This window comes from Azorhizobium sp. AG788 (assembly GCF_943371865.1).
In the GTDB taxonomy this organism is placed as follows: Bacteria; Pseudomonadota; Alphaproteobacteria; order Rhizobiales; family Xanthobacteraceae; genus Azorhizobium.
The window spans coordinates 86,912-109,444 of the sequence record NZ_CALRWL010000006.1; the positions used below are offsets into that span (position 1 = coordinate 86,912).

Consider the following 22,533-nt stretch of genomic DNA (forward strand, 5'->3'; position numbering starts at 1 on the left):
AGTCCGTACGCCCATCCCTCGAGCCACCCGCCCGGTCAAGGACGCACGGGGCGCACCGGTTCCGACAGGACACAGGCCTCCCCCAGCCGACGCCACCATAACCCCAAACGACAGACGGCCCGGCGCGATCAAACGCCGGGCCTTCTGCGCTCAGCAGAGTAGGTGGATCAGTTGACCACCCGCTCCGCCAGATCCTTCGGCAATTCGCGGCCGTGGAACTTGGCGAACATGGTGGGCAGGGCGCCACTGGCCATGTTCTTGCGGATCCACTCGTCCAGCCATGCCTTCAGCTTCGGCTCGCCTTGGGGCAGAGCGATGCCGAGGTTGAGTTCGCGCATGACGAACTTGGTCTTCAGCGGCCGGTCCGGACGCTTCTCATTCATCATGGCGATGAGCGGCGGCTGGGTGGAGACCACGTCGACCTGCCCCGATACCGCGGCGGCGATTAGGGTGGCGTCATCCTCGAAGCGCACGATCTCGGCGCCCTTGGCATTGGCGGTCACCAACTGGTCGTTGACGGTGGCGCGGGTGAGGCCCACCCGCTTGCCGGAGAGATCGGCATAATCCTTGATCGCGGTCCCCTCGGGGGCGGCGACGATGATGTCGAGGGTGGCGTAGGGAATGGTGAAGTCGATCACCTTCTTGCGCTCGGGCGTGATGCCCAGGGACGCCACCAGGATGTCGGCCTTGCCGGTCTGGATGGTGGGCACGCGAGCGGCGGTGGTGATCTCCACCCACTCCACCTCGACGCCCATGTCCTTGGCCAGCATGCGGGCGGTTTCCACGTCCGAGCCCGTGGGCTTGAGGTCCGGCCCGGCGAACGAGAACAAGGGCGTACCGAGCACCACCGCCACGCGAATCTTCTTGGCCTTCAGAATATCGTCCAGCTGGTCCGCGCGCGCGGCCGGGGCGGCGGCGAAGGCCAGGGATGCGGCGGCAAAGGCAATGGCACCGAATTTCGTCAACAAGGTCATGGCGTTGTCCTCCTGAGTGGTTGGGGTCGATCCCGAACTGCGCCGGGTTGGGGAAAGGCGTGGGGGCTAAAGCCCGTGGGACATGAAGGCCCGCAGTTCCGGGGTCTGGGGATCGGCGAGCATCTCGCCCGTCCCCACTTCCCAGACCAGGCCCTGGTGCATGAACACGATGCGGTCCGCGACACGGCGGGCGAAACTCATCTCGTGGGTCACCACCAGCATGGTCATGCCGGCCTTGGCCAGATCCTCCATCACCCGCAGCACCTCGCCAGTGAGTTCAGGATCGAGCGCCGAGGTCACCTCGTCGAACAGCATCACCTGCGGCTGCATGGCCAGCGAGCGGGCGATGGCGACGCGCTGCTGCTGGCCGCCGGAGAGCTGCTCAGGATAGGCCTGCGCCTTCTCCGCCAGCCCCACCCGCGCCAGGGCTTCGGCCGCCAGCTGGCGGGCATCGGCCTTCTTCTGTTTCTTCACCGTCACCGGGGCGAGCATGATGTTCTCTTCCACGGTCAGATGCGGAAAGAGATTGTAGCTCTGGAACACCATGCCCACGTCGAGGCGCAATTTGCGCACTTCGAGCTTGGGATCATGCACCGCATGGTCGCAGACGAAAATCTCGCCGGACTGGATGGTCTCCAGCCGGTTGACGCAGCGCAGCGCCGTGGACTTGCCCGATCCTGAGCGGCCGATCACCGCGATCGCCTCGCCGCGCTGGACGCTCAAGGACACGCCCTTGAGCACCTCCACCTGACCAAAACTCTTGTGGACATTTTTCAGCTCAATGACGGCCGACATGGAGCTTCCTTTCGAGCACGCGGCTCCAGGCGCTCAGGGGCCAGCACACCGCGAAATACATGGCGCCGGCAATTCCGAACACGAGGAAGGGTTGGAAGGTGGAATTGTTGATGATCTGCGCCGCGCGGGTCAGCTCTACAAAGCCCACCACCGAGGCGAGCGAGGTGCTTTTCACCACCTGCACCATGAAGCCCACCGTGGGCGGGGTGGCGATGCGCAGGGCCTGGGGCAGGATCACCTTGGTCAGGGTCTGCCAGCGGCTCAGCGCCACGCATTCGGCGGCCTCGAACTGGGTGCGCGGCACCGCCAGCACGCAGCCGCGCCAGATCTCGGCGAGGAAAGCGGCGCAATAGATCATCATGGCGATGCCGGCGGCCACCAGCGGCGGCACCTGCACGCCGACGATCCCAAGGCCGAAATAAACCGCGAACAGGATCACCAGCAGCGGAATGCCCTGGATGATCTGCACCACCACGAACGACAGCTGCCGCACGATCCGGAAGCGCGAGATGCGCAGCAAGAGCATGCCGAAGCCGGCAAAGCCGCCCAGCACGAAGGCGAGCGCGGAGAGGATCAGCGTCCACAGGACGCCTTCCAGCATGTAGCCCACATGGGCGAGGGTGAAGGTCTGGGCCATCCCGCGCTCCTACAAGGGGGTGCCGAGGCGCCGGCGCCGCGTGAACAGCGCGAGGCCCAGCAGCCAGAAGGCGAATTTCATGATCAGCGTCAGCAGCAGATAGATGCCCGCCACCACGATGAAGGTCTCGAACGAGCGAAACGTGTTCGACTGGATATTGTTGGCGACCCCGGTCAACTCCTCGGCCGACACCTGCGAGGTGACGGAAGTGGCCAGCATCATCAGGATGAATTGCGAGGTCAGCGCCGGATACACCCGCTCCAGCGCCGGGCGCAGGATGATGTGCCAGTAGATCTGCGGCGTGGACATGCCGAGGCTGTCCGCCGCCTCCAATTGCCCGCGCGGCGTGGCATCCATGCCGGCGCGGACAATCTCGGCGGTATAAGCGGCCACGTTGAACACCATGGCGATCACCGCCGCGATGAACACCGGCAGCCGCATGCCGGCGCTGGCGAGGCCGAAATAGATGAAGAACAACTGGATCAGGAACGGCGTGTTGCGCACCGTCTCCACATAGAATCCCGAAAGGCGCGACAGCACCCGGTTCTGCGAACGCCGGCCAATGGCCACGATGGTGCCAAGCGCAAGGCCCGACACGGTGGCGATGGCGGTCATCTCCATGGTCAGCAGCGCGCCGTCCAGCAGTTGCGGCCAGTATTCCACCAGGGCTTCGAAATCGAACTTGTACTTCATGGCCGGCGCGGACTCCGGCCATTCCATGCGATGGGGCCAGCGGCCCGGATGATGTCTCGTCCCGTGCGCATCTTGTCCTTCAGGCCTTGGTAAAAGGGATCGGGATCAGCGGGAGGCCACGTCGGCCAGGCGCTCGGCCTCGCCAACGTCGCCGATGAAGTAGCTGGGGTTGACGTCGCGGATTTCGCCGAGGCTGGCCCGCAGACCTTCCACATGGGCGCGCATGGCGGCGGCGGCACGGTCGGGGTCATGGGCGGCGATGGCGTCCACCACCGCCGCATGCTCGGAGATCACCCGCACCATACGGCCCGGCTGCGGCAGGGTGAGACGCCGATAGCGATCCACCTGCATCTTCAGTTGCAGCACCACCCGCCAGATGCCGGGATAGCCCGCCGCCTCGGCAATGGACTGGTGGAAGGCCTCGTCGGCCTCATAGAAGCGGTCCTGCTCGCCCTGGGCGGCGACCTCGGTCTGGCGCTCCAAGATGGCGCGCATGCCGGAGATGGCGCTGCCGGTGGCCAGTTCGGCCGCGGTACGGGCCGTGACCTCCTCCAGCGCGATACGGGCGACGATGGATTCGGGCAGCGAGTCCACCGGGATGCGGGACACGAAGGTCCCGGACTTGGGGGCGATCTCCACCAGCCCCTCGTCCGCTAAGCGCAGCAGCGCCTCGCGCACCGGGGTCCGGCTGACGCCATGGGCGGCGGCGATGTCCTTTTCGGAGATCGCATCGCCGGGGCTGCGTCGCATGGAGACGATTTCGTCCCGCAAACGCTGATGAATGATGGTGGCCGCGGTCAAGCCGCGGCTGCCGTCGCCGCCCCACGGAAGGGGGAGGCCAGCAGCAAGCCGGCGTCGCATGGTCGTTTCCTCGTGTGCGCCAGGACGATCCGCCGGCAAGCCGGTCGCCATCCCATGTCGCGTGCAGACTAGTATATCAGATATGCTAGATGGGCAAGGAGACTGCAGGCGCGTCGATGCGAATGCGGATGCAGGTGCAGGTGGAAAGGTCCTGATCCGCTGCCGGTGGCGGCAGTCGTCGGACGCTCAGCACGGAGAGGTCGAGCACCGATGGCGAACCGGAAATGGCCGCTGGACATCCAGACCGGTCGGTCGCACCCGTGAGCGGTCGGTCGCGCCGTACGACGCCATGGGCAGCTAAAGCGCCACTGTCGCACCACCGCAATTGAGAGTTCACACCACCGTCAAACAACCCCGCCACAAGGAGCGGCGATGCGCAGGCGGCGGGGGCCGTCCGCAGCGCGCGGGCATGGGTGGGAATGAGCGATACCGACATCGCCGTCTTCGGGGATCCGCGCTGCGCTGCTTTGGCGGCGCCGCTGTCGGCGGGCGCGCCGCTTGGCGTGGATGTGCGCGAAGACCCGGCGTTCGAAGAGATCGAAATCGAGGTCCGCCGCATCGATACCGAAGGCCCCGCCGGCGTGCGGTGGGCGCAGGTAGCCAATGGCGGCCTGGATCTGATCACCAACCGCGGCCGCGACCTGCTTCTGGTCAGTTGGACCCTCTACGCCCTGACCCAGACCGAGCGTTGGCGTGGCCTTGCGGTCGGCCTCTCCCTGTTGGGTCCGATGATCACGGACCATTGGGACGAAATCCTGCCCAAGCGCGAGCGGGCGCGGGTCGGCGCACTGGACTGGCTGACAGGCCGCATGGTGCCCCTGGTCAGCGAGATGGAGCTGGGGGCGGAGGATGCCGCCGCGGTACTCCATGCCAGCGCGGTGCTGGACCAGTTGCAGCAGTTGCTGCCGGGCAAGCTGGTCAAGGAACAGGTGGCCATCGGCGAACTGGTGCGCCTGATGCGGACAAAGGCCGCCCATGCCAAGGACCTAGTCGCCCGTGCGGCCGCAGCGGCCAAGGCCGCGACCGACGGGGCCGCGCAGGCAGAAGTCGCCGCGAGCGCGGTCGTGGCAGAGCCCGCTGCCATCCCTCAACCACTTGCTACCACGACGCCTGCCCCCCAGGCCCAGCCGGCTCAGACCTCACCGGCCGCGGCGCCCATGACACCTGTCACGCCCCCACCGGCGGCGCCCGCCTCTGGCGCGGACATGGACCGGGCCATGAGCGCGCTGGCCGAGAGCATGCGTCTGCACGCAGCCAGTTTGCGCGACGCAAATCTTGCCGACCCGCGCAGCTATCGCCTCACTCGCGTCTCCGCCTGGCTGGACATCACCATCCCCCCCCAGGCCGCGGGCACCACCACTCAGCTTTTCGCCCCCGGCGCCCAGCGGCTCCAGAGCCTGGAGGCCCTGCAACGGGCAGGCGAACATGACGCCGTCATCCGCATGCTCGAAGGCATGATCGCCGCGGCGCCGTTCTGGCTCGATGGCAATCGCCTGGTCTGCGATGCCCTGGCGGCCTTGGGGCCGCGCTACGGCACAGCCGTGGCTGCAGTTCTGGAGGCGGTGGCCGGCTTCGTCCGCCGCCTGCCGGCGCTGCTGGAGCTGACCTTTTCCGACGGCACGCCCTTTGCCGATGCCGCCACCCGCGATTGGCTGAGCCAGCATGTGGGCTCCGGCACGGCGGCGCCCGCCGAGGCGCCCGCCGAGGGCCTGTCCGAATTGCAGGACGATGTGCGCGCCCTCATCGCCGCCGGCAACAAGTCCGAGGCGCTGGATCGCCTCGCCACCGCCCGCGACCTCGCCCGCCATGGGCGGCAGGTGTTCGATATCCAGGCGCTTCAAGCCCAGTTGTGCCTCGACATGGATCTGCCGGGCGTGGCGCTGCCGCTGGTGGTGCATCTCCAGGCGGTGGCCGAGGCCCGAACCTTGGATTTCTGGGAGCCGGCGCTCGCGCTCAAGGCGGCCGGACTGGCCATGCGCGCCTTCCGCCATCCCTCCGCCGCCAAGGTGCTGGGAGACGATGGCCTGCGCGCGGCGCTGGAAGGCGCACAACAGCGGCTCGCCGCCCTGGATCTGCGGACCGCCGCGCGGTTCGCCCATGCGTAACCCATCCCAATTGCCGTGCATCGCGCACACTTTTTGAAGCCGGGGAGCCTAGACCATGAGTGAGTCCGTCGCGCCGAAGGAACGGGTAAACATCCGCTACCGGCCCGCAACCGGCAATGCCAAGGAAGAAGTCGAGCTGCCGCTGAAGCTCCTGGTGGTGGGCGACTATACGCTGCGCCCCGACGAGCGCCCGGTGGAGGAGCGCCCCCTTGTTTCCATCAACAAGGACAATTTCGACGACGTCCTGAAGAGCCAGAACCTGTCGCTGGACCTCTCGGTGGCCAGCAAGCTGGACGAGGCGGCCCCGGATGCGAAGGTGGCGGTGAGCCTCAAGTTCAGCCGCCTGAAGGACTTCGAGCCGGAAGCGGTGGTCAAGCAGGTGCCGGAGCTCAGCAAGCTGCTGGAGATGCGCGAGGCGCTGGTGGCGCTGAAGGGACCGCTGGGCAACATCCCGGCGTTCCGCAAGCTGATCCAGAGCGTGATCGAGGACGAAGCCACCCGGCAGCGGTTCCTCACCGAACTCACCGGCGAGGCCGGCACCGACAGCGCCAAATCCTGACCCCCGCGTGCAGCGACCTGCGCCCAGCGCGGTCGGGCACATTTGGAGACTTGATCCATGAGCACCGAAGCTTCCACGGAAACCCACGGCGCAGCGGGCACCACCGTCGCCGAAACCTCCATGCTCGACCAGATCCTGCTGGAGACGAAGCTGCGTCCGACCGACGACGGCTATGACGTCGCCAAGCGCGGCGTCGCCGCCTTCGTCGCCGAACTGCTGAAGCCCACCCGTACCGACGAAAAGGTGAACAGCGCCGTCGTCGACCAGATGATCGCCACCATCGATCAGAAATTGTCGGAGCAGCTCGACACCATCCTGCACGACGAGAACTTCCAGCAGCTGGAATCCGCGTGGCGCGGCCTCAAGTTCCTGGTGGACAAGACCGACTTCCGCCAGAACATCAAGATCGAGATGCTCTCCTCCTCCAAGGACGAGCTTCTGGCGGACTTCGACGATGCGCCGGAGATCGTCCGCTCGGGCCTCTACAAGCACGTCTACACCGCGGAATACGGCCAGTTCGGCGGCCAGCCGGTGGGCGCGGTGATCACCAATTTCGACTATGGCCCCGGCGCCCAGGACATCAAGCTGCTGCAATACATGGCCAGCGTCGGCGCCATGTCCCATGCCCCGGTGATCGGCGCTGCCAGCACCGAGATGTTCGGCGTGGACCAGTTCGAGGAGCTGGCCAACCTCAAGGATCTCCAGTCGATCTTCGAGGGCCCGAAATATGCCAAGTGGAACAGCTTCCGCCAGAGCGAGGACGCCCGCTATGTGGGCCTGACCGCCCCGCGCTTCCTGCTGCGCCTGCCCTATGGGCCGGACAGCAACCCGGTGAAGTCGTTCAATTATGCCGAAGACTCCGCCGGCACCACGGCCAATTATCTGTGGGGCAATGCGGCCTATGCCTTCGCCACCCGCCTCACCGACAGCTTCGCCCAGTTCCGCTGGTGCCCGAACATCATCGGTCCGCAGTCCGGCGGCGCGGTGGAAAACCTGCCGCTGCACACCTATGAAGCCATGGGCCAGTTGCAGAGCAAGGTCCCGACCGAGGTGCTGATTTCCGACCGGCGCGAATATGAGCTGGCCGAGCAGGGCTTCATTGCCCTGACCATGCGCAAGGGCACCGACAACGCGTCCTTCTTCTCCGCCAATTCGGTGCAGAAGCCGAAGTTCTTCGGCAACAGCGAAGAAGGCAAGGAAGCCGAGCTGAACTACAAGCTCGGCACCCAGCTGCCCTACATGTTCATCATCAATCGACTGGCACACTACATCAAGGTGCTCCAGCGCGAGAATATCGGCAGCTGGAAGACCCGCGTGGAGCTGGAAAGCGAGCTCAATAAGTGGATCCGCCAATATGTGGCCGATCAGGAGAACCCCTCCGCCGAGGTGCGCTCCCGCCGGCCCCTGCGCGCTGCCTCCATCCAGGTGGAAGACGTGCAGGGCGAGCCCGGCTGGTACCGCGTCTCCATGGCCGTGCAGCCGCACTTCAAATATATGGGCGCGGACTTCACCCTCACCCTCAAGGGCAAGCTGGACAAGGCCTGATCCCGCCATCTCCCCCGCGCCGGGCACGCCCCGGCGCAGGCCCTGTTCCGGCGCCGCGTGTCGCGGCGCCGTTTCCCGCTTGGTGACTGTCCCATGGCCCAGCGTACCCTGGTCGAGCGCCTGCTGGCGGCGGATGTCGATCGCCCGAATGCGCCGCGCATCAGCGGCGAGTTTGCCGACACCTCCGAACTGTTGGACAGCGTGCTGACCAACATGCGCAGCGTGCTGAACTCCCGCGCGGGCTGCTGCCAGATCCGCCCCGACTACGGCATGCCGGATTTCAACGGGCTGGTGGGCCGCTTTCCCGACGCCATCGGCATCATCGCCAATGCGGTGCGCGCGCAGGTGGAAGAATTCGAGCCGCGCCTGTCCGGCATTACCGTTCGCCATGTGCCCGATCGCAGCAACCCGCTGCGGCTCGCCTTCCGCATCCATGCGGCCCTGGTGGTGGGCGACCAGGTGGAGCGACTGTCGTTCGACACCGTGCTGAACAATGACGGCTTCGTCCGGGTGATGGGATAGGCCATGGCGCTCAACCGCTATTACGAGGACGAACTCGCCTATCTGCGCGACCTCGGCGACATGTTTGCGCGGGAGAACCCGAAGCTGGCCGGCTTCCTCTCCCGCAAGGCGTCCGATCCCGACGTGGAGCGGCTGCTGGAGGGGTTTGCCTTCCTCACCGCCAATCTGCGCCAACGTCTCGACGACGATCTACCCGAACTGGTGCATGGGCTGCTGCGGCTGATCTGGCCGCCCTATCTCCAGCCGATCCCACCCACCACCACCTTGTGCTTTCGCCAGACCGGCGGCGGCGATGGCGCGCCGACGACGGTGCCGCGGGGCACCCAGGTTCGCTCCCGCCCCCTGGACGGCACCACCTGCCCCTTTGTGACCTGCTATCCGCTGGACGTCCTGCCGCTGGACGTGACTCAGGTTGACCTGGAGAATACCGCCACCGCCGCCGAACTCACCGCCACCCTCACCGCTTTGCCCCAGGCCGGCTTCACGGCCTTCGCGGATCGGCCGCTGCGGCTGCATTTCAGTGCGGACCGTGATCCGCTGGTGGGACGCACCCTCTATCTGTGGATGCGGCGCCATCTGCGACGCGTCGTGGTCCGCTCCGGTGATGAGACGCTGCTGACATTGCCCCCGAGCGCGGTCTCGCCCGTGGGCTTCGGCACCGACGAGGCGGTGTTGGCCCAGGCACAGAATGCGGTCGAGGGGTTTCGGCTGCTGCAGGAATATCTGCTGGTGCCGCAGAAATTCCTCTATGTGGACATCTCCGGCCTCGGCGCCGCGGCGCAAACCGCCGCACGGACCCTGGACCTCGTGTTCGTGTTCGATCGCCCCCTGCCGCAGCAGGTGCGGGTGTCGCGCGACGCCATTCGGGTGAATTGCACGCCTGCGGTCAATCTCTTCCCCGCCGCCGGCACGCCGATCCATGTGGAAGTGGCCAAGACCGAGTATCGCATCACGCCGCTAGATGGCGATCCGCTGTCCATCCACACCGTCACGCAAGTGGCTGGCTTCGTGCAAGGCTCATCCGAGCGGATCGACTATGTGCCGTTCGAATCCTTCCGCCACGACCTGCCGGGCGGCGGCGGAGGCGCCTATTATCGCACCCGCATCACCCCCTCCGTGGTCGGCCGCCGCATCGATCACTACATCTCGTTCGTCAGTCGGCTGGATCGCCGGGTCATTCCCGCAGCCGAGACCGTCAGCATCGAATTGACCTGCTCCAGCGGACGGCTGGCGGAACGGCTGCCGGTGGGCGCGGTGAATCAGCCGGGGGTGAATACGCCCAGCGGGCTCACCTTCGAGAATATCGCCCGCGTCACCGGCGAAGTGCCGCCACCGCTGGCGGATGGGCTGCTGTGGCGGCTGGTGGCAAGCCTGGCGTGCAACTTCAACTCCATCGCCGATGTGGGCACGTTCAAGCAGTTGATCGCCACCTTCGACTTCCGCGCGGTGCAGGACGAACAGGCCCGCCGCCGGCTGGAATTGCTGCTGGACGGGCTGGAACAGTTCGAGCACGGCACCGGCGACGTGGTCCTGCGCGGCGTGCCGGTGCGCATCCGCCACTACACCCTGGTGTGCCAGGAAAGCAAGGTGGGCGGGGAAGCGGAAATGTTCCTGCTGGGCTGCGTTGTGGAGCGCATGCTCAGTGCATTCGCCACCGTCAACAGCATGCACCAGTTCGCGATCCGCGGCAGCGAGACCAATGTGCGCTATGAATGGCCGCCCCGGCGCGGCACGGCGCAGCCGCTGTGACCGGCACCGAGACCAGCGCCGGAGAGACCTCTTCCGGAGAGACCATCGACCAGCCAGCGCTTGATGCGCTGGATCCTCGTCGCGCGGCCTTCTTCGCCTTGGCGATGCATTTCGAGCGGCTGTTTCCCGATGCCCCGCCGCTGGGCACCACCGGCGATCCCGCCCGCGAGCGCCTGCGCTTCGGTGCCCATGCTTCACTCGGCTATCCGCCGGGCGAGGTGGAGGCGCTGACGTGGAATGGGGAGACCGGCCATGCCCATATGCAGGTCAATTTCCTCGGGCTCTATGGGCCATCGTCCCCCTTGCCGCCGGCCTACACTGAGCAAGTGATAGGCAGCGACGGGGCGGCGGGGGCGCTCGGGCTGTTCCTGGATCTGTTTAACCATCGCCTCACCGGCCTGCTGGTGCGCATCTGGAAGCAGCAGCGCCACCATCTGCGCTACAGCGCCGGCGGCGGCGATGCGATCTCGCAGGCGGTGGCGGCGCTGATCGGCCTGATGCCCGCGGGCGGCACGGTGCATCGGGCGACGCTGTTGCCTTATGCCGGGCTGCTGAGCTGCTACAGCCTGTCGGCCTCGATCATCGCCGGGGTGATTTCCCATTGCACCGGCTTGCCGGTGCGGATCGACGAGTTCGTGCCGCGCATCGTCACCATTCCGCCGGACAAGCGCACCCGTCTCGGGGACACCCCACCGGAACTGGGCGGCGACTTCATCGCCGGGGGCGAGGTGGTGGACCACGCCGGCATGTTCCGGGTGGTCATCGGCCCCCTGGACCAGGACTCATTTCGCGCCGTGTTGCCGGACCAGCCGACCTTCGCCGCGGTGGTGGATCTGGTGGAGCTTTCCCTGCGCGACCCGCTGGCCTTCGATATCCGCCTGGAACTGGCACCCGGCGCGGTACCCGCGTTCGTCCTCGGCGCGGCGCGCCTGGGCTGGGACACCTGGGCCGCCCCTACCGCCGCCCAGCCGGGGCGCGCCGACTTTGCCGGTGACCGGCGTATGGCAACCGTATGACCCTTATGTGCGTGATCTGCCCGGTTGTTATGCCTCTGTCACCGTTCGCGACGAAGGTACCTCTGCGGATCTTCCGGTGCGCAAGGGCAGTTGCGCGCCCCGACGTCGGGGCAGACCGCAACCAGGGCCATACGTGCGTGTCCTGGCGCGCGAGCGGTTCGGCTGATGTCGCACGCCGTCCCGGACTCTCCGGGGCACGAGGGGCAAGGCCGGGCGCGGCACGAGCGCGCTGGAGGGCTGCGGGGGCAGCGACGGGAGGATGGGTGTGCGAGCGCGGCTGACTGTCACCAGCGACCAGCGGCAGAGCCTCGGCGCTGAAGCCTCGCGGGATTTCCCGGAGGTCGGAGGGTTCATCGGCCGCTCTGCAACCTGTGATTGGCGCCTGCCCGATCCGAGCCACACGGTCTCCGCCCGGCATGCGGAGATTCGCTTCAACGGCCACGGCTTCGTGGTGGTGGATCTGAGCACCAACGGCGTTTATGTGAACACCACAGATGCCCCTTTGGGCCGCGGCAACAGCGCGGTTCTGGTCACGGGCGATACGCTCTATGTGGGCGTCTACGTCATTGCCGTGGAGGTTCTGCGCACCGAGGCGGCGCAACGTCCGCACAGCGGAGTAGCGCCCGGCGCCGGCCTTGGCGAACTGCCCGCGGCCTCGCCACGTCTCGACACACCATGGCAGACGCCCGCAGCCCGCCCGGCAGCCACCTATCGCCCGGCCAGCACACCGCGGCAGATCGACCCTTTGGCGGCGCTGGACGGGGCGGAGAGCGCGCCGGAGGGCGACAATCCCTTTCAGGAACTAGGCCTTGTGCGCAAGTCTGGCGAGACCACCACCGGGTGGCGGGACCTGCTGGACAGCCGCAGCCGGCCAGCGCCCGCGACCCCACAGCCCTATGCGCCGCCAGCGCCCGCCCCGCGACCGGCGGCGCCCCCCTATCCGGCCGCCGTGTCGCCGCCACCAGCGCCCGGTACGACAGCGGTCATTCCCGCGGATTTCGCCCTCAATCCGATACCCGGTGCGCCGGTATTCCCGCCACAGAGCGCAGGGGGCAATGCTGTTCCCCCGGCCGCGCCTTGGCCTTCGGCTCCGTTGGGCGGACCGCTGGAGGCGTCCGCCTATCCCCCCGTGCCGCTGGCCGCCCCGCCACCGGCCCAAAACCTGGCGCCGCCCATCCCGGCGCCTGCCTTCGCCCCGGTGCCACCCGCTGTGGGCCTGTCCGAGGGCGGCATTCCGCCCGGCTTCCTTGACGAATTGTCGGTGCTGATCCCGCAATTGACCCCGCGATCGCCTGTGTCCGCGGAGAATCTGCGTCCGCCAGCGGCCGCCCCGGAGGCACCGCTCGCCATCTCGCGCGGCGTGTCCACCCGCACCCCGCCCGAACCAGGTCTGGCCGCCGCCGATCCGGTCTCGCTGCTGCGCCAGCGCGCGGCGGCGCGGGGCGGCACGGTTGGTCAGACATTGCCCACGGCCACATCGCGCCTGCCTGCCGCCCTGGCCTTGGGCGACGAGCGGTCTGCGGCGCCTCGCGAAGCCCCGCCGATACCCCGGACTCCCTTACCCGGCCCGCCCCTGCCCCCCATGCCGCCGGAGGCGTCGGCGGCGGGTGGAGATCCTGCCGAACCGCTCTGGGCGCTGCTGGGCCTCGATGGGCCGAGCCTGTCGCTCCAGGCCCGCGCCATGCTGTTTGCCGATGTGGCCGGCCTGCTGCGCGAGATGGCCGACGGTTTGGTCTCGGTGCTGGAGGCACGGCGGCTGATCAAGGACGGCTTCAATCTGGATCAGACCCAGTTGCGGCCGGTGGAGAACAATCCGTTCAAATTCTGCAGCTCGGGCCGGGAGGCCCTGGACAAGGCGCTGGTGAAGCGCTCGCCCGGCTTCCTGGCGCCGGCAGATGCCGCCCGCGCAGGGTTCGCCGACGTGAAAGTGCATGAGATGGCGGCCATGGAGGCCATGCAGGCCACCATCGCGCGGCTGCTCCAGCGCGTCAGCCCGGCAGCGGTCACCTTCGAGCTGGAAGGGGAAGCCGCCGGCAATGCCAGCCTGTTCGCCCGCAAGCTCGACAAGGGCCGGCTGTGGGATCGCTACCTCGCCATGCACGAGCGTCTCGTGGATGCGCTCGACGTCATCAGCCCGGAGGTGGTGGGGGAAGAGTTCGCCCGCGCCTACGCCCACCATAGCCAAGACCTGCGCCGGAGAGACCCCTGATGCACGGCCCAACCCCCAAGGCCGTGGAGCCCCATGCCCGCCGCGCGGCTTTCCTCTGCCTGCTGGCGCTGCCGTTGGCGCTCACCCTCGGTGCGTGCGCGGCGCCGGGACCGCCGCCGCCGGTGATCACCCCCACCGTCATCACCATTCGGGCGGACGCCAACGTCAATCCGAACCAGGATGGCACCCCCTCCCCCATCGTCATCAAGCTGTATGATCTCAAGGCGCAAACAAACTTCATGAGCGCCAGTTTCTTCGAACTGCTGGATCACGACGTGACCAAGATCGGTCCGGAACTCTTGTCCAAGCAGGAAGTGGAGATCCTCCCCGGCACCACGAAGGATGTGGACCACGAGATCACCGGCGATGTGAAGTTCCTGGGCGTGATCGCCGGCTTCCGCGACCTCAATGCCGCCCAGTGGCGCGCGGTCGTCGAGGTGGTGCCCGGCAAGTCCAATTACTTCCTGGTCACCGTGACCAGCCTTTCGGTGAGCGTGGAGCTGAATGCCACGCGGGGCAAAGGCTGGTTCGGCCTGTGATTGCCCTTATCGCAGACCCGTATTGCCCGGAGCGCTCGACCTCATGTCGCTGACCAGCAAACCCCTCTGGACGGAAGGCATGTTCGTCAAGCCGCAGCACTTCCAGCAGCATGACCGCTGGCTGGAACATGCGCTGGAGGCCCGTGTGCGCGGTCTGGCGCCGTTCGGCTGGGGGCTGCGCCACTTGGAAATCGACCAGGAGATGCTCCGGCTCGGGCAGATCGTGGTGTCGCGCTGTCTCGCCGTGCTCCCCGATGGCACCACCCTGGATATTCCCGGCCAGATGCCGCCGCCCCCGCCCCGCCGGGTGCCGCCGGGGCTGAAGGAAGCGCGGGTGTTCATCGCCGTGCCCGCCCGCGCCCGGGACGGCGCGGAGATCGTCGAGCCCGGTGCCGCACAGCGCCGCTTCCGCGCGGCAGAGCATGCGGTGCGCGACACCAGCGCCCCGGACCGCGAGCCGGTGGAAATCCGTGTGGGCCGACTGAATGTGGGCCTGCTGTTCGAAGGCGAGCCCCAGGACGACCTGATCGCTTTGCCGGTCGCCCGCATCGCCGAGATGGAGCCCGCCGGGTCGGTGGTGCTTTCGCCGACCCATATTCCGCCCTGCCTCGACTATCAGGCTTCCACCCGGCTTGTGCAGGTGCTGAATGAAGTCCATGGCCTGGTCCATAACCGCGCCGAGGCCCTGGCCGAGCGCGCCGACCCAAGCCGCATGGCCGCCGACAGCGCCGGGCTATTGGATGTGCTGGTATTGCGGGTGATGAATGGCGCCGACGCGGTGCTGCACCATCTGTCCCATCTGCCCGGCTGCCATCCGGAAGTGCTGTTCCGCGAGATGGTGCGGCTGGTGGGCGATCTCTCCACCTTCGATACCCAGCATCGCCGCGTGCCACATCTGCCGCCTTATGTGCACGACGATCTGGAGACGGGCCTGGAGCCGCTGCTGGCGGCGCTGCGGCAGGCGCTCAATGTGGTGATCGAGCGCAATGTGGTGCCCCTGCCGCTCCAGGAGCGCGGCTATGGCATCCGCACCGCCACCATCCTGGACCGCACCATCTTCTCCGGCGGCCGCTTCATTCTGGTGGCGAGCGCCGGCATCCCGCACGAGACCCTGCGCACCCAGCTTCCCGCCACCACCAAGGTGGGCTCCATTGAGCAGATCCGCGATCTGGTGAACCTGCAATTGCCGGGCATCCCGCTGCGCTCGCTGCCGGTGGCGCCGCGGGAGCTGCCTTATCTCCAGGGCGCGGTCTATTTCGAACTGGACCAGGGGGTGGAGTTGTGGCGCAGCCTCGCGCGCTCGGCCGCCTTCGCCTTCCATGTGAGCGGTGACTATCCCGATCTCCATATGGAGTTCTGGGCCATCCGGGCGGGGCAGCCGTGACGCACGCATCCGACATGGGCGACGATGAACCCACCGTGATCGGCCACCGGCCGGTGGCGGTGGGCCGCGCTGGCGCGGGGCGGGACGGCGAGCGCCCGTCCGCGCCCAGTCCCGCCATGGACTCCGCCATGCCTTTGCGCCCGGCGCCCGCCGCGCCCGGACAGGCCACGCCACCGCCCGCCCCGGGGCTGCTGGCGGAACTGCCCTTGTCCTCCGACGCCAGCCGGCCGGAGGAATTGATCGCTGCCGCCGCAACGCCGCTGCTGGCCCTGGTGGCCCAGTTGCGCCAGGCGGTGGACTATGCGGACGTCACCGCCCTGCGCACCGAGACGGTGGCCCAAATCAAGAAATTCGACGAGCGCGCCCTCAAGCTTGGCGCCCGTGTGTCCGATGTGAGCGCCGCCCGCTATGTGCTGTGCTCGCTGCTGGACGAGACGGTGATGACCACCCCGTGGGGCGCCGCCAGCAACTGGAGCACCCACAGCCTGCTCAACCAGTTTCACGGCGAGACCTGGGGCGGGGAGAAGGTGTTCGCCATCTTGGACCGCGTGCGCGCCAACCCGCCGCAGCATCTGGCTTTGCTGAAGCTGATCGACCTGTGCTTGGCCTTTGGCTTCGAGGGCAAATACCGGGTCACGGAGGGCGGCCAGTACCAGCTGGAAGAATTGCGGGACGAACTGGGCCGGCTCTGGCGCAGCCATGTGAAGGCGCTGCCCGACGATCTGTCGCCGCAATGGCAGGGGGTGTCGGTGCGCCGGCAGTTGCGCTCGGCTTTGCCGCTCTGGGTGGTGTTCGCGGTGGCCGGTGCGTTGCTGCTGGGCATCTATGGCCTGTTCGCCTTCCGCCTGGACCAGGGCGTGACGCCCATTGAAAACCGGTTTGAACGCATCGGCGCGCCGAAGACCTGAGGAACGCTTATGCTCAACGCCGCCCTCACTGAACTGCTGCGGGTCCGCACCCTGCTGATCCTGCTCGGCCTGCTGTGCGTCGCCATCCTGATCTGGTTCGTCGGCCCGTCGGTGAGCATCGCCGGCGTCACGCCGCTCGCCGGTGTCGGCACCCGCATCGGCGCCATCGTGGGGCTGTTCGTGGTGGTGTTCGCGGCCATGGTGCTGCGCATCCTGCTGGCGCGGCGGGCCAATGCGTTGGCGATCCGCCATCTGCTGGACACCGACGGGCTGGCCACCCTGGCCAGCGAGAAATCCTCCGACGAGATCGAACTCATCCGCGAGCGGTTCGAAGGCACCATGCGGGTGCTGAAGGACACCACCATCGGCAAGGAGTCCGGCCGCAACTACATGATCCAGTTGCCGTGGTACGTCATCATCGGACCGCCCGGCGCCGGCAAGACCACGATCCTGAAGAATTCGGGCCTCACCTTTCCGCTGGCGGAACGGGTGGGCGACGACCCGGTGGCCGGGGTCGGCGGCACGAGATATTGCGACTGGTGGTTCACCGACGAGGCGGTGCTGATCGATACGGCCGGCCGCTACACCACCCAGGACGTCAACAGCGAGGTGGACAAGGCCACTTGGCGCGGGTTCCTGGAGTTGCTGCGCACCCACCGCCCCCGCCGCCCCATCAATGGCGTCATCGTCGCCATCAGCCTCGCGGACGTGGTGTCCGGCGACGAAGCCACCCGCAAGAAGCATGTGGAGGCGGTGAAGAAGCGGCTTCAGGAGTTGATGCGCTTCTTCGGCATGCCGGTTCCGGTCTATGTGCTGCTGACCAAATGCGATCTGGTGAGCGGATTCAGCGAGTATTTCGACGAACTGGACGACACCGGCCGCGCCCAGGCCTGGGGCACCACCTTCCCGCTGGACGACCCCACCGTCCAGCCCGGCGCCGATTTCGAGCACCGCTTCATGGGGCTGGTGGAGCGCCTCGAAGGCCGGCTGATGCGCCTGCTGCACCAGGAGCGCAGCATCGCCCGGCGCTGCCGCATGTTCACTTTCCCCAAGGAATTCGCCAGCCTGCGCGATCCCTTGGCCGGCTTCATCGCCGACGTGTTCAAGACCAGCCGGTTCGAGATGCGTCCGATCCTGCGCGGGCTGTACTTCACCAGCGGCACCCAGGAAGGCACGCCGGTGGACCGCCTTCTGGGGGCCATGAGCCGCAATTTCGGCCTCGCCGGCACCCGCCAGCTGGCGTTCAGCGGCAAGGGCAAGGCGTTCTTCATCAACCGCGTGCTCACCGACGTGGTGTTCGAGGAGCAGGGCCTGGTGGGCGTCAACCGCCAGTTGGAACGGCGGCTCTCCACCGTGCGGGGGCTGGCCTATGTGGCCACCGCCGCCTTGACCATCGGGCTTGCCTCCACCTGGATCTTCGGCTCGGCCCAGAGCGAGATCCGCATCGGCGAAACCCGGGTGGCGCTGGACGATCTGGATCGGCATTTGCTGCACCTGCCGCCGCGCTCCACCTTCAACGACCTGTTGCCGGTGCTGAATGCCGCCACCCGCCTGGACGAGATCACCGGCGGTCCCAACGGCTGGATCAGCACCGAGAGCTTCGGTCTCTCCGCCGCCCCGCGCCTGAGCGCGGCCTCCACCGCCGCCTATGACCGGCTGCTGGTCGCGCGCCTGCTGCCCGCTCTCGGCAATCGGCTGGAGGACCGGATCGATCAGGACCAGCGGCTCGGCACGCCGGCCGCGCTGGAAAATTTGCGTGCCGCGCTGCGCAATTACCTGATGCTCGGGGAGCCGGAGCGCTTCGACCGCGCCACCATGACCCAGGTGGCCAAGACCGAGGCAGTGCTGGCCTTTCCGCTGGATACCGCCAAGCAGGCGCAGATGGCCGAGCATTTGACCGCTTTGATGGCGCTGATGCCCAAGCCCTATCCGCTCAACCAGGCCTTGATCAGCAACGCTCGCGCCAAGCTCGCCAAGGTCCCGCAAGTGGATCAGGTCTATGCCCGGCTGCTGCGGGAGGGCTACCAGACGCCAGCCCTCACCAGCATCGACCTTGGCCAGTTGCTGGGGGCGCGCAGCCTGACCGGCACCCCGGATGCCCAGGCCAATGGCGGCCTCGTCATCCCCGGCCTGTTCACCCGTCCCGGCTTCTACAATTACTTCCTGGTGCAATTGCCGATCCTGGTCAGCGAGGAATTGGGCTCGGACTGGGTGGCCGGTGGCAGCACCCAGCCCCAGGCCCAGGCGCTCGCCCGCCAGATCGCCGACCGCTATGTGAAGGATTATGTGGCCATCTGGCAGGGCGCGCTGGCGCGCATTACACCGGTGCGCTTCAACGACATGCCCCGCGCCATGGCGGTGCTGCAGAACCTCGCCGGCCCGCAATCGCCGGTGGATGCCCTGGTGGCCAGCATACGCGAGAACACCGATCTGCCGCCGCCGGGGCAGGACACCAATGTGCCGCCGCCACCGGGCGCCGCTCTGCCCCAGGTCTCCCCCTTGGCGGTGGCGGCCAGCAAAGCCGGCGGCGCGGTGACCAATGCCGCCACCAGCGCCGCTCTGGGCGATGGCCCGTGGCCGGGCAAGACCATCACCCAGCCGTTCATTCCGCTGATCCAATTGGCTGCGCCGGGAGCCGCCGGCCAATTGCCCGCCCTCGGCCGCATCCGCGACCTCTTGAGCAATGTCTATGGGGTGATGTCCGGCGTCGCCAATGCGCCGCAGCCATCGGTGGCCGCGTTCCAGATCGTCGCCAGCCGGGTCAAGGACCAGAAGAACGATGCGTTCGCGGCCTTGCGGGCGGATTCCGCGCTGCGGCCGGAGCCGGTGCGCACCATCCTGCAGGTGGTGGACGACAGCGCATGGTCCACTTTGCTGTCGCTGGCCTACCAGAATGTGAACCAGGCCTGGAAGCAGGACGTGCTGCCGGTGTGCGAGAGCGCCATCGCCCGGCGCTATCCCATCTATGCGGACGCCAAGGACGAGGTGACGCTCACCGATTTCACCGACTTCTTCCGGCCCGGCGGCACGCTGGATACCTTCTTCACCCAATATATGGCCGGCTTCGTGGTAGACCAGCGCGGCACCTATGTGCCGGTCACGGTGGATGGGTCTCGGGTGCCGGTGAGCCAGGCGGCGCTGGCGCAGTTCAGCCGCGCCCGCCAGATCCGCGAGGCCTTCTTCCCCAACAAGGGGCCGACCCTTTTGGTGAAATTCAGCGTGCGGCCGACCTTCCTGTCGCCCAATGTGCTACGGGCAACCTTGGCGGTGGATGGCAACGACATCGTCTATCGCCACGAGGCCCCGCGCAGCTATGATCTGGAATGGCCCACCCGCAGCGACGCCAGCACGGTGTCCGTGACCCTTACCCCCGTGGACGGCAATGACATCAAGGTGCAACGTTCCGGTCCCTGGGCCCTGTTCCGCTTCATCAGCGCCTCGTCGCCGCGCGGACGCTCGGAGCGGCAGTCGTTCACGGTCAACGGGTCGGACGGCGCCAGCGTCACCTATGATCTGCGGTCGGGCAGCGTGAACAGCCCGTTCAATCTCGGCGCCCTTGCCAGCTTCCGCTGCCCGGACGACCTATGAGCCCCCCGGACCTGCCCCGGGGCGGGCTCTTCGGGAAGATCCCCACCACCGATGACTTCATCCGCCGGCATCTGCCGCTGAGCTTCGTCACCCCCTGGGAAGGCTGGATCGCCCGCGTGCTCGGCGGTGACGGCACCGTGCCGCGGGAGATATGGAACCAGCGCTATCTCATGAGCCCGCCCTGGCGCTTTGCGCTTGATCCCGGCGTGGCCGGCCCCTGCGGCTGGGTGGGGGTGCTGGCCTCGTCCGTGGACAGCTTCGGGCGGGCGTTCCCCCTGACGCTGGCGGTTCCCTTTTCCCGTGCCAGCGGGCTCCTGGACCTGACCGAGGAGACCCATCGCCTCGCCGGAACGCTGGAGACCATGGCCCTGGACCTGATCGGAGGCGACATGCCCGTCGATGCCGCCGCCGAGCACATCGCCGCCATGCGCCTCGCCCCGCCGCCGGAGCGCCATCCGGTGTGGCGGGCGGTGCGGGGCGATGCGGGCCGTGGCAGCCGGGTCTGGGTGCTCACCGGCCGCAGCCATCACTCGGTGGGCGGTGCGGCCAGCGACCTTTTGACCGGCGTGCTGCGGGAAAAGGCCCGCGGCCCCGCCGGCCTCACCTGCTGGTGGCACGAGGAGTGGGGCGACCTGCCCCCGGCAAATGTGCTGGTGCAAGGCCTGCCCAGCCTGGAGACCTATGTGCGCATGATGGATGGCGCCTGGACCGGTGATGCTCCGGCCCCGCGGGCGTTCCCCTCGGAGGCGCCGCAATGATGGATGCGCCCCTGCTCCCGGCCAGCCCCTGGCAACTGGACACCTCTGCCGCCACCCGGACCGGGGTGGCGCGGCAGGTGAATGAAGATTCGTTTGCGGTGATGGCGGATCAGGCGCTGTTCGCGGTGGCGGACGGCATCGGCGGGCTGGTGGAAGGGGCGGTGGCCAGCCGGGCCATCGTCGAGGTGCTCGCCCGCGTGGTCACGCCCGGCGCCACGCTGGAAACCCGGGTGCGCGAGGCGGAGGACGCCTTGCACCAGGTGAATGATGCTCTGTTCCAGGAGGGCATCGGGCGGCGGCCGCCGGTGCATATGGGGTCCACCATCGCCTTGCTGTTGGTGGGAGAAGCGGCCGGCGTGTGCCTCTGGGCCGGGGATTCCCGCGCCTATCTGCGCCGCGGCGACGAACTGCACCAACTCACCCATGACCATTCCTTGTGCGCGCAGCACGGGGACATCCACCCGCGCAACATCATCACCCGTGCCATCGGCCCCAGCCATGAGGTGGAGATCGATTGCTGCGTGGTGGAGATCGTGCCCGGCGATGTGCTCTTGCTGTGCACCGACGGGGTCAGCAATTTCCTCGATGACGCTCGCCTCACCCAGCTGCTGCGCGGCCCCATGGCCGGCATGGCCGACCGGATCGTCACCGAGGCGGTGGCGCGGGGCTCGCGCGACGATGCCACCGCCGTCGCGGTGCGCATCCCGTTGGGAGGCGATCTGCCATGAGCCGGGTGGTCCCGCCGCAGCGGATGGTGGGTCGCGGCACCGGCCAGGCTGCGACGCCGACCGTTCTGCCCCACCATCTCGGCACCCGGCTCAAGGGCCGCTATGAACTGATCCAGGTGATCGGTCGCGGCGGCATGAGCACGGTCTATCATGCGGTGGACCACATCCGCCTGCGCGGCCGCGCCGCCCAGCCCCATGTGGCGGTGAAAGTGGCCAGCATGCCAGCGCCCTATGCCCATGCCGCGCATGAACTGATCCATCGCGAGGCCCAGCGCATGCAGGGCCTGGTGCATCCCAACATCGTGCGGGTGTTCGACAGCGACCATCAGGACGACACCCATTTCATGGTGATGGAACTGCTGACCGGGCGGACGCTGGCCACCGTCCTGCCCGAGGGCACCGGCAAGGGCCTGGACTGGCCGCAGGCGCGGCGGGTGATCACGGGCGTCGCGGCGGCCCTCGCCCACGCCCATGGCGCGGGCGTCATCCACACCGACCTCAAGCCCGGCAACGTGTTCATCAGCGGCGACGGCACCGTGAAGGTGCTGGACTTCGGCCTGGCCCAGCGCACCGGCGGCGCGGAGGATGCCCACCAGGAAGACGCCACCATCCGCTATCTGGACCTGGTGGGCGGCCTGACCCCTTCGTTTGCGTCGCCCGAACGCCTGGCCGGGGCCGACCCCACCCCCGGCTGCGATTTGTTTGCTTTCGGCCTGCTGATCTATGTGGTGCTGTGCGGGGCACACCCGTTCCAGCGGCGAACCTCGCAGGAGGCGCAGAGAATGGGCCTGCAACCGCTGCGGCCGCAGGGCCTTGCGCCGCATCGCTGGCGGGCGCTGAAGGCGTTGATGGCCTTCGACCCCGCGGCGCGACCGGCCAGTGTGGACGCGTTCATGGCCGGCTTCCTCGGCCCGCGCTTCGGCCCGCGGGCGCTGTTGAACGTGTTGCGGATGGGAGCCTGAT

19 protein-coding genes are annotated in these 22,533 nt (G+C 67.8%); 14 read left to right on the forward strand and 5 right to left on the reverse strand.

Going from position 1 to position 22,533, the window contains the following annotated elements; all coding sequences use genetic code 11:
* Positions 1–167 precede the first annotated feature (167 nt).
* The 5 genes from AAG816_RS05945 to AAG816_RS05965 form a co-directional block, all read right to left on the reverse strand.
* Entirely contained in the window at positions 168–974 is an 807-nt protein-coding gene (locus AAG816_RS05945) for a transporter substrate-binding domain-containing protein (protein ID WP_341988630.1), read from the reverse strand.
* A 66-nt stretch (positions 975–1,040) separates the two neighbouring features.
* Positions 1,041–1,769, reverse strand: coding sequence for an amino acid ABC transporter ATP-binding protein (locus AAG816_RS05950; protein ID WP_341988631.1), 729 nt, complete (start codon positions 1,767–1,769; stop codon positions 1,041–1,043).
* Complete coding sequence (locus AAG816_RS05955; protein WP_341988632.1) at positions 1,753–2,406, reverse strand: amino acid ABC transporter permease; 654 nt, start codon at positions 2,404–2,406, stop codon at positions 1,753–1,755. The genes AAG816_RS05950 and AAG816_RS05955 overlap by 17 nt, the downstream gene beginning before the upstream one ends.
* A 9-nt stretch (positions 2,407–2,415) precedes the next feature.
* Complete coding sequence (locus tag AAG816_RS05960; RefSeq protein WP_341988689.1) at positions 2,416–3,099, reverse strand: amino acid ABC transporter permease; 684 nt, start codon at positions 3,097–3,099, stop codon at positions 2,416–2,418.
* Positions 3,100–3,204: 105 nt separating this feature from the next.
* Positions 3,205–3,960, reverse strand: coding sequence for a GntR family transcriptional regulator (locus tag AAG816_RS05965; protein WP_341988633.1), 756 nt, complete (start codon positions 3,958–3,960; stop codon positions 3,205–3,207).
* A 419-nt stretch (positions 3,961–4,379) separates the two neighbouring features.
* Here AAG816_RS05965 and tssA point away from each other — a divergent pair, with 419 nt between their 5' ends.
* The 14 genes from tssA (at position 4,380) to AAG816_RS06035 (ending at position 22,532) form a co-directional block, all read left to right on the forward strand.
* Positions 4,380–6,065 carry a type VI secretion system protein TssA gene (tssA, locus tag AAG816_RS05970; RefSeq protein WP_341988634.1) on the forward strand — a complete coding sequence of 562 codons (1,686 nt, stop codon included), beginning with the start codon at positions 4,380–4,382 and terminating at the stop codon, positions 6,063–6,065.
* 55 nt (positions 6,066–6,120) lie between these two features.
* Positions 6,121–6,624 (forward strand): type VI secretion system contractile sheath small subunit, encoded by a 504-nt coding sequence (gene tssB / locus AAG816_RS05975; protein WP_341988635.1) that lies wholly within the window; start codon positions 6,121–6,123, stop codon positions 6,622–6,624.
* Positions 6,625–6,681: 57 nt separating this feature from the next.
* Positions 6,682–8,169, forward strand: coding sequence for a type VI secretion system contractile sheath large subunit (tssC, locus tag AAG816_RS05980; RefSeq protein WP_341988636.1), 1,488 nt, complete (start codon positions 6,682–6,684; stop codon positions 8,167–8,169).
* Between the two features lie 93 nt (positions 8,170–8,262).
* Complete coding sequence (gene tssE / locus AAG816_RS05985) at positions 8,263–8,691, forward strand: type VI secretion system baseplate subunit TssE (RefSeq protein WP_341988637.1); 429 nt, start codon at positions 8,263–8,265, stop codon at positions 8,689–8,691.
* 3 nt (positions 8,692–8,694) lie between these two features.
* Positions 8,695–10,440, forward strand: a complete 1,746-nt coding sequence (gene tssF, locus AAG816_RS05990) for a type VI secretion system baseplate subunit TssF (protein WP_341988638.1) — start codon at positions 8,695–8,697, stop codon at positions 10,438–10,440.
* Positions 10,404–11,456, forward strand: coding sequence for a type VI secretion system baseplate subunit TssG (gene tssG, locus AAG816_RS05995; protein ID WP_341988639.1), 1,053 nt, complete (start codon positions 10,404–10,406; stop codon positions 11,454–11,456). Before tssF ends, tssG begins: the two co-directional genes overlap by 37 nt.
* Positions 11,457–11,721: 265 nt before the next feature.
* Complete coding sequence (gene tagH, locus AAG816_RS06000; RefSeq protein WP_341988640.1) at positions 11,722–13,665, forward strand: type VI secretion system-associated FHA domain protein TagH; 1,944 nt, start codon at positions 11,722–11,724, stop codon at positions 13,663–13,665.
* Complete coding sequence (gene tssJ / locus AAG816_RS06005) at positions 13,665–14,204, forward strand: type VI secretion system lipoprotein TssJ (RefSeq protein ID WP_341988641.1); 540 nt, start codon at positions 13,665–13,667, stop codon at positions 14,202–14,204. Before tagH ends, tssJ begins: the two co-directional genes overlap by 1 nt.
* 43 nt (positions 14,205–14,247) lie before the next feature.
* On the forward strand, positions 14,248–15,588 hold the full coding sequence (tssK, locus tag AAG816_RS06010) for a type VI secretion system baseplate subunit TssK (RefSeq protein WP_341988642.1): 1,341 nt from the start codon (positions 14,248–14,250) through the stop codon (positions 15,586–15,588).
* Positions 15,585–16,496, forward strand: coding sequence for a type IVB secretion system protein IcmH/DotU (gene icmH / locus AAG816_RS06015; protein ID WP_341988643.1), 912 nt, complete (start codon positions 15,585–15,587; stop codon positions 16,494–16,496). Before tssK ends, icmH begins: the two co-directional genes overlap by 4 nt.
* 9 nt (positions 16,497–16,505) lie before the next feature.
* Entirely contained in the window at positions 16,506–20,084 is a 3,579-nt protein-coding gene (tssM, locus tag AAG816_RS06020) for a type VI secretion system membrane subunit TssM (RefSeq protein ID WP_341988644.1), read from the forward strand.
* Positions 20,081–20,842 carry a type VI secretion system-associated protein TagF gene (gene tagF / locus AAG816_RS06025; RefSeq protein ID WP_341988645.1) on the forward strand — a complete coding sequence of 254 codons (762 nt, stop codon included), beginning with the start codon at positions 20,081–20,083 and terminating at the stop codon, positions 20,840–20,842. Before tssM ends, tagF begins: the two co-directional genes overlap by 4 nt.
* On the forward strand, positions 20,839–21,570 hold the full coding sequence (locus AAG816_RS06030; RefSeq protein ID WP_341988646.1) for a protein phosphatase 2C domain-containing protein: 732 nt from the start codon (positions 20,839–20,841) through the stop codon (positions 21,568–21,570). Before tagF ends, AAG816_RS06030 begins: the two co-directional genes overlap by 4 nt.
* Complete coding sequence (locus AAG816_RS06035) at positions 21,567–22,532, forward strand: serine/threonine-protein kinase (RefSeq protein WP_341988647.1); 966 nt, start codon at positions 21,567–21,569, stop codon at positions 22,530–22,532. The genes AAG816_RS06030 and AAG816_RS06035 overlap by 4 nt, the downstream gene beginning before the upstream one ends.
* The last annotated feature ends 1 nt before the right edge of the window (position 22,533 follow it).